This window comes from Clostridium sp. UBA1056 (genome assembly GCA_002316385.1).
Taxonomy (GTDB): domain Bacteria; phylum Bacillota; class Clostridia; order Clostridiales; family Clostridiaceae; genus Clostridium_J.
Window position 1 is genome coordinate 1,733 of sequence record DCDL01000065.1, and the last position, 12,466, is coordinate 14,198.

The following is a 12,466-nucleotide window of genomic DNA, read 5'->3' on the forward strand; positions in this document are numbered from 1 at the left end:
CGGGTAGTCATCAGATAACACAAAATAAACGAGCATTCTGACTTATTTATTTTTTGAAGATGCCTAATAAAATAGAGAGAATGGGTTATTTTATCAGCCCATTCTCTCTACTTTTTATTTTAAGTTTATTTATACTTCTATTCTAGTTGGATTAGCTCTATTAAGGGTATCTATGTGATATGGAGATACAACAAGGATGTTACAGAAAAGCAAAAGAATCAAAATGAATTTTTTCATATAATTCATCTCCTTTTTCAGTAATTGCTATTTAGGTTATTATACTCCTTAGTAAAATTTTTATACATTTTTTCTACTTTATCATAAGTTTCATTGCTTGAAATATAAAGTGAATCCATAAAATCTTCCTTTATGTCCTTACTTTCCCTACGGACTTTTTCAGTTACAATAGCATATTTAATCTTATATAAGTAGTCATTATATAAAGATACAGTTTTTGAATAATCGTTATAAATTGATGAAAAATTATCTGGTATGGACATTTGCGATAAAACGTTTTGTACTGAAGCTAATTTTTTAGAAGTATCATCTATATTAGAAATTAAAAGTTCATAGGCCGTATTTCCGCTACGACATTTTAAAACATCTTCATAAAAGTCATGCTTTAGACTGTCTAATGATATGACTAACTCTTTTAAAGTGTCAAGAAATTTAGTAGCTTCTGCTAATTTTAAATCAGATATTCTTTTAAAATTATTAGTAGATATACAATAATCTATTGTAGAATTTATTACTGAATACATTGGAACACCTAAATCATAGTTAGAATTATCCATATTAATCAATCCATAATAGTTTTCTGCTGTATCTCTAAAAAGCTTTAGATTATTAGCTGCTATTTCTATGTCATTTCCAGCAGGATTTTTAAGCATGGCTTCAAGCTGCTCAATGATAAGAATATTTTCATTTAGACCTTTTAATAAATTTTTATGATTTTCTGCATAATTTGTGTCTTCGGCATAAGGATTAGAATTTAAATCTACAGATATATCTATTAGGTCAGTTTTCATTTCAGGTAGAGAACTAAGAGCTTTTTCAACATTTATGTTATTATTATCTAAAAAGTCTTTAGATCTATTATTAACTTTTAAGATGGCATTCATAGTATTATAAATATATCTCTCACCTTTATTAAAAGAAAAGTTACTAAAAAAACCGTAGCTCAAAAAAAATAAAATTATACCAATAATAAAAACGCATAAATATTTAATTACTACATTGTCTATTTTGAATTTTTTATCACCCACTTACAGCATCCCCCTTTGTATATTAAAAAGAATATTATAATTCTTTATATTAAAGTAAAAACTAAAATATTCATGGTTATTTATATTTATTTAATAAAAAATTTTTGTTCTAAAAATTAAATTTTATATTACAAATATGAGTATTGGTGTATAATTAAAATAGTATTATTGTTAGGTGGTGACTGTATGGAAAGCTTAAATTCGCTTATAAATATTTTTAAGGGAATGACTATATTTTCTCTAATTGACATCCTGGTGGTTTCTTTTATCTTTTATAAAGGTTACACCTTAATAAAGGAGACTAGGGCAGAGCAATTATTAAAAGGAATTGTGCTTATATTTTTATTAATACCTATAAGTGATGTTTTAAATTTAAGAACCTTAAACTGGATATTGGAGAATACTTTAACTATTAGTGTTATTTCCATTATAATTATATTTCAGCCTGAGATTAGAAAGGCTTTGGAACATATCGGAAGAACTTCCTTCGTAGATAAAATAATTTATGAAGATGAAGAAGTTATGAAAAATGTGATTAATGAAATAGTAGATGCTGTAGAGACATTAGCTGCAGATAAGGTTGGGGCACTTATAATATTAGAACAAAAGACAGGGCTTGGAGATATCATAAATACAGGAACTAAGATAAATGGAGATGTATCTTCGGCGCTACTTCAAAATATTTTTGTTGTAAATACTCCTCTTCATGATGGAGCAACTATAATAAGAAATGACAAAATTATAGCATCTGGATGTTTTTTACCACTTACCAATGATGATAAGTTAAATAAACAATTGGGAACAAGACATAGAGCTGGAATAGGAGTCACAGAGGTAGCTGACTGTATAACAATTATAGTTTCTGAGGAAACGGGAGTAATTTCTTTAGCTTTAAATGGAAGACTACTTAGAAATTATGATAAGGAGAAGCTAAGAAACGTACTACTTAAAGTAATGAGGAGTAGACAAAATAGAAAAGAATCATTTAAAGAGAGGGTAAGGCTATGGAGAAACAAAAAAGACAAGACATCATAATAAGAATTTGTTGCATAGTAGCAGCACTAGTATTGTGGATGTATATTCGTAGCAGCGAAAACCCTGTAACTACTAGTGTAATAAAGTATGTGCCAGTTCAAATACTCAATGAAGATACCCTAGAAGATCGAGATTTAGTGTTGATACCAAACCAGGATTTTTATATAAATTTAACGGTAAAGGCTCCTGCATCAACGATTAAGGATTTAGATAAAAATAAAGATTTTGCTCTTGTAGCAGACCTTCAGGGGTATGCTTTAACACCAGGAGAAAATAAAATTCAAGTTAAAGTAAAAGAAGTAACTCCTGGGGTTTCTGTTGTAAATGCTGATGGACTCTTAATGAAAGTAGATGTAGATACTTTAGCAAATAAATATGTAAATGTAACATCTAGAACTTCAGGAGAAGTAGCAGAAGGATATTATAATGATAATCCTGAACTATCACCTAATTCTGTAAAAATATCAGGGCCGCAGAGGTATTTAGATCAAGTAGTTGAAGCGGTAGCACAAGTAGATATAACTAATGCAAATGCTGATATAGATGCAACAAATAAAGTTACTCTAGTAAATTCAGATGAAAAGGAAGTCAGTGGACTATCTGTATACCCAGAATACGTGCAAGTAAAGGTTAAGATTAAAAAAGGTAAGTATTTAGGGGTGCATGTACAGACTACAGGAGCAACTCCATCAGGCATAGAGATATTAAGCATGGAAGTTGCACCAAAGAGTATAGAAGTAGTTGGTGCAAGTGAATTAATAGATCAAATTAAAGATATAAACACAGCACCTATAGACCTTAGTAGCATAACTGAAAGTACTACTGTAGATGCAAATCTAATAATACCTGATGGAATACACAGTGTGAATAATGTGCAAACTGTAAAAGTAAAATTTGCAGTAAAGAAACATAGTGAAAAAACTTTAAGCATACCAATAAACTATCCTAATTTAGGTGAAAATCTTACTCTAGAAAACTCTACAACAACACTTAAATTAACTATTACAGGAGAAGAGAGTGAACTTAACAAAGTTAATGAAGATACCGTTAAGGCTACAGTAGATTTAAAAGGTTTAACGGAAGGGTCTCATGAGGCTAAGATTCAGGTATCAGGAATACCGAATACAGTACAAGTTAAGGGTCAGACACCAGAAAGTGTAACTATAACCATAACCATAAAACCAACAACAGAGGAGAAAAGTAGCAATGCCAGTTAAGATAAATAATTTAGTTTTAGGGATAAATGAAGATAATTTAGCCACCTTAAAATCAAAGGTGGCTAATAAACTTAGAATAAAAGAAAGTGATTTTAAATCCTTTAAAATCACTAAGGAATCTATAGATGCTAGAAAAAAATCAGATATAAAGATAAATTATGCTGTAGAGATAGAGTGTGACAATGAATCTAAGGTTATAGCTAGAGCAAATAGCAATGATGTTAGATTAGGTGGAGATAGCTATAAGGCTGACTTTGAAATTGGAACAAAGAAACTAGAAAATAGACCTATAGTAGTAGGCATGGGACCCGCAGGATTGTTTGCAGGCCTTCTTTTAGCAGAAAATGGATATAGCCCTCTTATAGTTGAGAGAGGTGAAGATGTAGACGGTAGAACTAGAACTATAGATAGTTTTTGGACTGGTAGGATAATTAATACAGAAAGTAATGTTCAGTTTGGAGAAGGTGGAGCTGGTACATTTTCAGATGGAAAATTAACTACTAGAATTAAAGATCATAGATGTGGATATGTTTTAGAAAAGCTTGTTTCAGCAGGTGCACCAGAAGAAATTACATATATGGGAAAACCACATATAGGGACAGATATATTAAAAAATGTAGTTAAAAATATAAGAGAAAAAATTAAGGAATATGGTGGAGAAGTAAGATTCTCTTCTAAGCTTGAAGATATAGTAATAAAGAATGGAAAAATCTCTGAAATAGTAGTAGATGGTGACCGCATACCTTGTGATAATCTCGTGCTTGCTACAGGACATAGTGCAAGAGATACTTACGAAATGCTATTTTCTAAGGGAGTTTCAATGTCTCCAAAGCCATTTGCTATAGGTTTTAGAATTGAACATTTGCAGCATATGATAGATGAAAATCAGTATGGGGAATATGCAACTCATCCAAAACTAAGGGCAGCAGATTATAAATTAACATATACTAGTGATAAATTATCTAGATCAGTATATAGTTTTTGTATGTGTCCAGGGGGGCATGTAGTAGCTTCAGCCTCAGAAGAAAATACTGTAGTAGTAAATGGAATGAGCAACTATAAGAGAGATGGTATAAATGCTAATTCAGCTTTAGTGGTATCAGTAGACCCTAGTGATTTTGAGGGAAATACACCGTTAGGAGGAATCGCCTTCCAAAGACACTATGAAGCTTTAGCCTATGAAGTTGGAGGAAGAAATTATAACGCCCCAGTTCAGCTAGTGAAGGACTTTTTAAATGATAGAGTATCAAAAAGTTTTGGAAAAGTTAAACCAACATATACTCCAGGAACCGAATTTTCAGATTTAAGAAGATGTGCACCGGATTTTGTGGTAGATGCCATAAAGGAGGCATTACCTGTATTTGATAGAAGAATACCAGGATATGCAGGAGAGGACGCATTATTAACAGGTATGGAAACAAGAACTTCTGCCCCAGTAAGAATTAATAGAACTGAGAATTATGAAAGCGTTAATGTTAGAGGATTGTACCCAACAGGGGAAGGAGCTGGATATGCAGGGGGAATCGTATCAGCAGCGGTAGACGGACTTAGAGTTGCTGAGAGGATTATAACAGAATATTCATTAAAATAAAACAAATAGAAACTTGATATTTATACTATCAATTTGTTAATATAATATTTAAGAAGAGTATTTTATCCATTCTTCTTTTCTTTGGCCGGGGATATAATTTTACAGCAAAAGGTAAAGGTAGAATTTAGGATGGACAGAATTCTTAGAGCGTTGCTCTGTAGAACTCTCTATCCTTTAGGGTAAATTTTGCTAAGGCTTAGAAATTGATAAATTTCATCTAGTTCTAAGCCTATAGCAAAGATGTATTAAAGCTAATATAAATATTTTATGTGGAGGTATAGTTATGAGGGGAGATAAGCAAGTATTAGTAATTAATCCAGGGTCAACATCTACGAAAATAGCTGTATATTTGGGGAAGAAATGTATAGCCTCAGCCAATTTATCTCATAGTGCGGAGGAAGTGAAAAAGTATTCTCATATATGTCAGCAAAAGGATATGAGAACAGAAGGTATATATAATTGGCTCAATGTAAACGATTATCAACTTCAAAGTTTTGCTGCTGTAGTTGGTAGAGGCGGACTTTTAAGACCTATGCCAGGAGGAACTTATAAAATAACTTATAAGATGTTAGATGACCTTATTGTAGGATTCCAAGGACAACACGCTTCTAATTTAGGTGGAGTTATTGCCTTTGAAATCGCAGAGAAGGCTGGAATACCATCTTATATAGTAGACCCTGTTGCTGTTGATGAAGTTGATGATGTAACAAGAATATCAGGCATGGAGGATATATGTAGACGTTCTCTTGTACATGCTTTAAATATTAAGGCTGTAGTAAGAAAGGTATGCGCTGATAAAAATTTGGATTTTGAAAATAGTAATTTTGTTGTAGCACATATAGGGGGAGGAATAACTGTATCACCAGTAAAAGGTGGTAGAATAATTGATTGTAATAATGCAAATGAAGATGGGCCTTTCTCACCTGAAAGAACAGGAGGCCTCCCAGTTGGAGATTTAGTGAAACTTGCATTTAGCAAGAAGTATACACTACAGGAGCTAAAAAATAAAATTACAAGAGAAGGCGGATTAGTGGCATATCTTGGAACTAATGATGGAAGAGAGGCTGATAGACGTATTGATGAAGGAGATAAAAACGCAGAATTAGTATTGAGAGCTATGGCATATCAGCTTAGTAAAGAAATAGCTGGTATGGCTACTGCTCTATGTGGTAAAATTGATGCTATAATTTTAACTGGTGGTATTGCTTATAATAAAAGAGTTACTGACTGGATTACTGAAGACGTAAAATTTATTGCACCTATAGAAATTGTACCAGGGGAAAATGAAATGTTAGCTCTTGCTGAAGGGGCTTTAAGAGTATTAAGCGGGGAAGAAGAACCAAAAATATATGACAATGAAGTAAAATTTGATTAAGGCATCTTCAAAAAATAAATAAGCCAGAATGCTCGTCTATTTTGTGTTATNNGAACCTGTTTCCTTGTCTAACTCAAAATATACTTCCCATCTTTGACTTATTATTTATTTTCAGATGCCTAATATATGGGGGGTCTCAAAATGATGAAAACGTTTGACGAGGTAATTTCTAAAGTTAAATCTCAATCAATGAAGAAAGTAGCTGTAGCTGTAGCCCAAGATGAACCAGTACTCGAAGCTATAAGAGATGCTAAAAAGAATGGTATTGCAGATGCTATATTAGTTGGGGATAAAGAGGAAATAATAAAAATTGCAGAAAATATCGGAATGAATATAGGGGAATATGAAATTATAGATGAGAAAGATGTAAATAAAGCAGCAATAGAGACCGTTAAGCTTGTATCATCTGGAAAAGCAGATATGATGATGAAGGGATTAGTTGATACAGCTACATTTTTAAGAGCAGTACTTAATAAAGAAGTAGGTCTTAGAACTGGAAAACAAATGTCACACATTGCAGTATTTGAAGTTCCAGGCTATGATAGATTATTATTTGTAACAGATGCAGCCTTTAACATGTATCCAGAACTTAAAGAAAAGGTAGATATAGTAAAAAATGCGGTTCAAGTAGCTCATGCCCTTGAAAATGATATGCCAAAAGTGGCACCAATTTGTGCTGTTGAAGTTGTAAATTCTAGTATGCTAGCTACACTAGACGCTGCAAACCTTTCCAAAATGAATGAGAGAGGACAAATAAAGGGTTGTATAATTGATGGACCACTAGCCCTTGACAATGCACTTTCGAAAGAGGCTGCAGCTCATAAGAAAATATCAGGTCCAGTGGCAGGTGAAGCAGATATACTATTAATGGCTAATATCGAAGCTGGAAATGCTGTTTATAAGTGTCTAACATACACTACAGAATCTAAAAATGGTGGATTATTAATGGGAGCAGCAGCTCCGGTTATAGTTACATCAAGAGCAGATTCACCAGAAACAAAGATGAATTCTATAGCACTTGCATCATTAGTGGCAGGAAGATAGGGGGAGGACAAAAAATGGGGTATAAACAATTAATAATAAATCCAGGTTCAACATCAACAAAAATAGGTGTATATGATGATGAAAATCTTATATTAGTGGAAACTTTAAGACACTCATCAGAAGAAATTGGTAAATATAAAGAAATATATGACCAATTAGAGTTTAGAAAAGAAGTAATACTTAAGGTGTTAGAAGAAAAAGGCTTTGACATAAAAGAATTATCAGGAGTAGTGGGTAGGGGTGGACTTTTAAAGCCTATCGAAGGTGGAACCTATAATGTAAACGATATTATGATAAAGGACTTGGAGCACGGAGTTTTAGGACAGCATGCGTCTAACCTAGGTGGAATAATAGCTCATGAAATAGCTATGGAGATAAAGGTGCCATCTTTTATAGTGGATCCAGTTGTAGTTGATGAATTCGAGGATGTAGCTAGAATATCTGGTATGCCTGAAATTGAGAGAAAGAGTATATTCCATGCTTTAAATCAAAAGGCTGTATCCAAGAGATATGCTCAGGAACAAAATATTTTTTATGAAGAATTAAATCTTATTGTAGCTCATATGGGCGGTGGAATATCAGTAGGAGCACATAAGCACGGAAGAGTTGTAGATGTAAATAATGCCTTAGATGGAGAAGGTCCATTCTCCCCTGAAAGAAGTGGGGGACTTCCAGTTGGAGATTTAGTTAAACTTTGCTTTAATGGAAAATACACTATGGATGAAATAAAGAGAAAGATAAATGGCAAGGGTGGAATAGTAGGATACTTACAAACCAATGATGCCAAGGCTGTAGAAGATAGAGTACTAGCTGGAGATAAAGAAGCTAAATTAATATTTGATGCTATGGCATATCAAGTAGCTAAAGAAATTGGAAGATGTGCTGCAGTACTACAAGGAAAAGTTGATGCTATAATATTAACTGGTGGAATTGCATACTCACAATATATAGTAAATTACATTAAAGAAAGGGTGGAATTTATATCACAAGTAATAGTTTATCCAGGTGAGGATGAATTACTTGCTTTAGCAGAAGGCGGACTTAGAGTATTAAAGGGTCAAGAAGCTGCTAAGAAATATAAATAAGGTGAAGCTATGAGTAGAATAAGGGTTTTTACAGGTCACTTTGGAAGTGGAAAGACAGAAATAGCAATAAATTATGCAATCAACTTAGCTAAAGAAGGAAAAAAAGTAGCTCTTGTAGATTTGGATATAGTAAATCCATATTTTTGTGTTAGAGACCTTACACAAGAATTAAAAGAAAAATATAATATAAGGGTTATATCTTCAAATCCTGATTATGTTAATGCTGAGCTTATGGTAGTACCAGCAGAAGTCAGAAGTGTGTTTAATGATAAAAGTTATGAGGTTATTTTCGATATCGGAGGAGATGATGCAGGTGCAATAGCTCTTGGTCAATACAACAGATATTTTAAAGAAGAACCTTATGACATGTATTTTGTGATAAACGGTAATAGGCCTTTTACATCTAACGATAAGGATACTTTAGAGTTCCTTGGAGATATAGAAAGAGCTTCAAGATTAAAGGTGACTCATTTGATATCTAATACAAACTTATCATATGAAACTACAAAAGAACATATAATTAAAGGAGATAGGGAAATAGTAGAACTTTCTAAAAAACTAAATATACCTCATGCTTACACTGTATGTTCAGAAGAACTTGTAGAAGAAGTGAATGGAAAGATATTAGGAAAGATATTCCCAATCCATATATATATGTTACCGCCATGGAGAAAAGATTTAATTTAGCGCTATGATAAATTGACATCTTGTACTAAATAGTGATAAATTATATATGTAAACGTATTTATTTTTATTGTCATTAGGAAAATAAGATAGTAAAATGTAAACGTATTACACTTTGAGGCAGGACATAAAACAGTATATATAAATAAAATATTCAAAACAAATATTCTAAGCAAAATATTCAAAACAAATACTCGAAACAAAATATTCGAAACTTTCTATACAAGGAGGTAAATATTATGGCAAAGGTAACTTTTAGGGAAGAAAGATGTAAGGGATGTGGACAATGTATAAATGCATGTCCAAAACAAATCATAACCTATTCTGAGGAACTAAATGTAAAAGGATATCATCCTGCCACAGTTACAGAAGAAAATATGCCTAAGTGCATTGGTTGTGCATCATGTGGAAAAATGTGTCCAGATCTTGTAATTACAGTGGAAAAATAATAGGAGGGAAAGATTCATGTCAGAAAAAGTTTTAATGAAGGGTAATGAAGCTATAGGTGAAGCAGCTATCAAAGCTGGTTGTCAATGTTTCTTTGGATACCCTATAACACCACAAACAGAAATATCAGCATATCTTTCAAGAAAAATGCCTAAAATAGGTAGAGTTTTCCTACAAGCTGAAAGTGAAGTTGCTGCAATAAATATGATATATGGAGCAGCAGGAACAGGAGTAAGATGCATGACATCTTCAAGCTCACCTGGAATAAGCTTAAAAGCAGAAGGAATATCCTATATAGCAGGTGCAGAACTACCTTGTGTTATTATTGATATAGTTAGAGGCGGTCCAGGACTTGGCGGAATTCAACCAGCTCAATCAGACTACTTCCAAGCAACTAAAGGTGGAGCACATGGAGATTTCAACATGCCAGTATATGCACCATGTTCAATTCAAGAAATGGTAGATTTAGTTCAAGATGCTTTTGATGTAGCTGAGATGTATAGAACTCCAGTTATGGTTATGGGGGATGGAATGCTTGGACAAATGATGGAGCCAGTGGAGTTTAAAGAAAGAAGTGCAAAAGAACTTCCAGAAAAAACTTGGGCTGCTAATGGATTAAATGGAAGAGCTCACCATAATGTAATAAATTCATTATACTTAAAACCAGAAGGCCTTGAAGCTCACAACTTAAAGTTACAAGCTAAATATAAAGCTATAAAAGAAAAAGAAACTAAATATGAATTATATAATTGTGAAAATGAAGTAGATTTAATAATGGTTGCATACGGAACAACTTCAAGAATATGCAAGACTGTTGTAAAATTAGCTGAAAAAGAAGGAATAAAATTAGGTTTAATAAGACCGGTAACATTATGGCCTTTCCCGGTAGAAGCTTTCGAAAAAACTGTTGATAAAACTAAACATGGTTACGCATCAATAGAGCTTAGCTGTGGTCAAATGGTAGAAGATGTTAGACTTGCTGTGGAAGGCAGAAAACCAGTATTCTTCTTTGGAAGAACAGGTGGAATGGTTCCAAGTCCTAATGAAATCCTTGAAAATGTTAAAAAATTCATAGGAGGTGCTAAATAATGGCAATAGTATTTCAACCAACAAAAGCATTATTAGACGTGCCTACCCATTACTGCCCAGGATGTACTCATGGAATAATCCACAGACTAGTAGGGGAAGTACTTGAAGAGTTAAATGTTCTAGATAAAACAATTGGAGTTGCTCCAGTTGGATGTTCAGTTATGGCATATGACTACTTTGCATGTGATATGTTCGAAGCTGCACACGGAAGAGCACCAGCAGTTGCTACAGGAATAAAAAGATCTAATCCAGATAAAGTTGTATTCACATATCAAGGAGATGGAGACTTAGCAGCTATAGGAACAGCAGAAATTGTACATGCAGCTACAAGAGGTGAGAACATAGTTACAATCTTCGTAAATAACTGTATTTATGGTATGACAGGAGGACAAATGGCTCCAACAACATTACCAGGACAAGTTACAGAAACTTCACCATATGGAAGAGATGTTAAACTTCAAGGTCATCCAATAAGAGTATCTGAAATGATAGCTACATTAGATGGAGCTTGTTATGTAGAAAGAGTGTCAGTGGATAACGTACCACGTGTAAATAAAGCTAAGGCTGCTATTAAGAAAGCTTTCCAAAATGCTATTGATGGAAAAGGTTTCTCAATGGTTGAAGTTTTATCAATATGCCCAACTAACTGGGGATTATCAACTGAAGAGTCACTTGGATGGTTAAGAGATAACATGATGCCATTCTATACTCTAGGTGTTAAAAAAGATACAACAACTGAGGAGGGAAAATAATATGGCATCACAAGAAGTAATATTTGCTGGATTTGGTGGACAAGGAATATTATCAATGGGTAAATTCTTAGCTTATGCTGGAATGGATGTTAATATGAATGTTTCATGGTTACCTTCTTACGGTCCAGAAATGCGTGGAGGTACTGCAAACTGCTCTGTTATTGTTTCAGATGAAGCTGTTGGATCTCCAATAGTAACTAACCCTACATCACTAGTTGTTATGAATAGACCTTCTCTTGATAAATTTGAAAAAGAAATTTTACCAGGAGGATTATTAATACTAGATAGTGACTTAATTGAAAGACCGGTTGAAAGAGAAGATATTGAAGTTATAAAAATACCAGCTCAAACAGAAGCTGATAATCTTGGAAGCAAACAAATTGCAAACATGGTACTTTTAGGGGCATTAGTTGCAAAAACTCAAATAGTTTCTATGGATACTTTACTTCAATCTCTAAAAGACCATGGAAAAGAAAAATTCTTTGAAATCAATAGAAAAGCTTTAGAAGTTGGAGCTTCATATATTGTAAAATAGCTTATTAGCTTTAACTCCAGAGAGTATTTAATCACTCTCTGGAGTTTTTTATTTTCAATTTTTATAGTGCTTAGAGTTTTCATAGAACATTATATAAGAATCTAATAGATTTTCTAATTTAGGATGATTAAGTCATATGGTATACATTTTTATTTTAAATCATCTATGAAAGTTGATGATTTATCTTCTTCAATTTTTCAAAATAATCACAAACACAAAAAAATATTGATATGCTAAAAAAACTATTTACATGCGTAACAATGTTATGTTACTATAACAATATAGTAATTGCATATGAAATTTATAGCTATATATAGGGATATACACTGCAAATCATTAATTAGCGT

At 32.8% G+C, this 12,466-nt stretch carries 12 protein-coding genes; 11 read left to right on the forward strand and 1 reads right to left on the reverse strand.

The window, feature by feature from the left end:
• Positions 1-254: 254 nt before the first annotated feature.
• A complete protein-coding gene (locus B3W71_RS18600; protein WP_346890430.1) occupies positions 255-1,265 on the reverse strand; it encodes a hypothetical protein in 1,011 nt (336 codons plus the stop codon).
• Positions 1,266-1,451: 186 nt separating this feature from the next.
• Between B3W71_RS18600 and cdaA the strand changes: the two genes are divergently transcribed.
• The 11 genes from cdaA to B3W71_RS18655 all read left to right on the forward strand — a co-directional run bounded on the left by cdaA (position 1,452) and on the right by B3W71_RS18655 (position 12,119).
• A complete protein-coding gene (gene cdaA / locus B3W71_RS18605) occupies positions 1,452-2,300 on the forward strand; it encodes a diadenylate cyclase CdaA (RefSeq protein ID WP_346890431.1) in 849 nt (282 codons plus the stop codon).
• Positions 2,270-3,517, forward strand: a complete 1,248-nt coding sequence (locus B3W71_RS18610; protein WP_346890432.1) for a CdaR family protein — start codon at positions 2,270-2,272, stop codon at positions 3,515-3,517. Before cdaA ends, B3W71_RS18610 begins: the two co-directional genes overlap by 31 nt.
• Positions 3,507-5,108 carry an NAD(P)/FAD-dependent oxidoreductase gene (locus tag B3W71_RS18615; protein ID WP_346890433.1) on the forward strand — a complete coding sequence of 534 codons (1,602 nt, stop codon included), beginning with the start codon at positions 3,507-3,509 and terminating at the stop codon, positions 5,106-5,108. Before B3W71_RS18610 ends, B3W71_RS18615 begins: the two co-directional genes overlap by 11 nt.
• Positions 5,109-5,391: 283 nt before the next feature.
• Positions 5,392-6,483 carry a butyrate kinase gene (buk, locus tag B3W71_RS18620; RefSeq protein ID WP_346890434.1) on the forward strand — a complete coding sequence of 364 codons (1,092 nt, stop codon included), beginning with the start codon at positions 5,392-5,394 and terminating at the stop codon, positions 6,481-6,483.
• Positions 6,484-6,624: 141 nt separating this feature from the next.
• A complete protein-coding gene (gene ptb, locus B3W71_RS18625; RefSeq protein WP_346890435.1) occupies positions 6,625-7,527 on the forward strand; it encodes a phosphate butyryltransferase in 903 nt (300 codons plus the stop codon).
• Positions 7,528-7,541: 14 nt separating this feature from the next.
• A complete protein-coding gene (gene buk, locus B3W71_RS18630) occupies positions 7,542-8,612 on the forward strand; it encodes a butyrate kinase (protein WP_346890436.1) in 1,071 nt (356 codons plus the stop codon).
• A gap of 9 nt (positions 8,613-8,621) precedes the next feature.
• Positions 8,622-9,299 carry an ATP-binding protein gene (locus tag B3W71_RS18635; RefSeq protein ID WP_346890437.1) on the forward strand — a complete coding sequence of 226 codons (678 nt, stop codon included), beginning with the start codon at positions 8,622-8,624 and terminating at the stop codon, positions 9,297-9,299.
• A gap of 236 nt (positions 9,300-9,535) precedes the next feature.
• Positions 9,536-9,745, forward strand: coding sequence for a 4Fe-4S binding protein (locus B3W71_RS18640; protein WP_343825738.1), 210 nt, complete (start codon positions 9,536-9,538; stop codon positions 9,743-9,745).
• Between the two features lie 16 nt (positions 9,746-9,761).
• Positions 9,762-10,832 (forward strand): 3-methyl-2-oxobutanoate dehydrogenase subunit VorB, encoded by a 1,071-nt coding sequence (locus B3W71_RS18645; protein WP_346890438.1) that lies wholly within the window; start codon positions 9,762-9,764, stop codon positions 10,830-10,832.
• Positions 10,832-11,584 (forward strand): thiamine pyrophosphate-dependent enzyme, encoded by a 753-nt coding sequence (locus B3W71_RS18650; RefSeq protein ID WP_346890439.1) that lies wholly within the window; start codon positions 10,832-10,834, stop codon positions 11,582-11,584. The genes B3W71_RS18645 and B3W71_RS18650 overlap by 1 nt, the downstream gene beginning before the upstream one ends.
• A 1-nt stretch (position 11,585) precedes the next feature.
• Positions 11,586-12,119: a 2-oxoacid:acceptor oxidoreductase family protein gene (locus B3W71_RS18655; RefSeq protein ID WP_346890440.1), complete on the forward strand. Its 534-nt coding sequence runs from the start codon at positions 11,586-11,588 to the stop codon at positions 12,117-12,119.
• Positions 12,120-12,466: the final 347 nt, after the last annotated feature.

Excerpts from the sequence above, each read along its gene's own strand:
- B3W71_RS18615 (WP_346890433.1), top strand. The coding sequence starts at position 3,507 with ATGCCAGTTAAGATAAATAATTTAGTTTTAGGGATAAATGAAGATAAT.
- buk (WP_346890434.1), top strand. The coding sequence starts at position 5,392 with ATGAGGGGAGATAAGCAAGTATTAGTAATTAATCCAGGGTCAACATCT.
- ptb (WP_346890435.1), top strand. The coding sequence starts at position 6,625 with ATGATGAAAACGTTTGACGAGGTAATTTCTAAAGTTAAATCTCAATCA.
- B3W71_RS18610 (WP_346890432.1), top strand. The coding sequence starts at position 2,270 with ATGGAGAAACAAAAAAGACAAGACATCATAATAAGAATTTGTTGCATA.
- B3W71_RS18655 (WP_346890440.1), top strand. The coding sequence starts at position 11,586 with ATGGCATCACAAGAAGTAATATTTGCTGGATTTGGTGGACAAGGAATA.
- B3W71_RS18635 (WP_346890437.1), top strand. The coding sequence starts at position 8,622 with ATGAGTAGAATAAGGGTTTTTACAGGTCACTTTGGAAGTGGAAAGACA.
- B3W71_RS18640 (WP_343825738.1), top strand. The coding sequence starts at position 9,536 with ATGGCAAAGGTAACTTTTAGGGAAGAAAGATGTAAGGGATGTGGACAA.
- cdaA (WP_346890431.1), top strand. The coding sequence starts at position 1,452 with ATGGAAAGCTTAAATTCGCTTATAAATATTTTTAAGGGAATGACTATA.
- B3W71_RS18645 (WP_346890438.1), top strand. The coding sequence starts at position 9,762 with ATGTCAGAAAAAGTTTTAATGAAGGGTAATGAAGCTATAGGTGAAGCA.
- B3W71_RS18650 (WP_346890439.1), top strand. The coding sequence starts at position 10,832 with ATGGCAATAGTATTTCAACCAACAAAAGCATTATTAGACGTGCCTACC.
- buk (WP_346890436.1), top strand. The coding sequence starts at position 7,542 with ATGGGGTATAAACAATTAATAATAAATCCAGGTTCAACATCAACAAAA.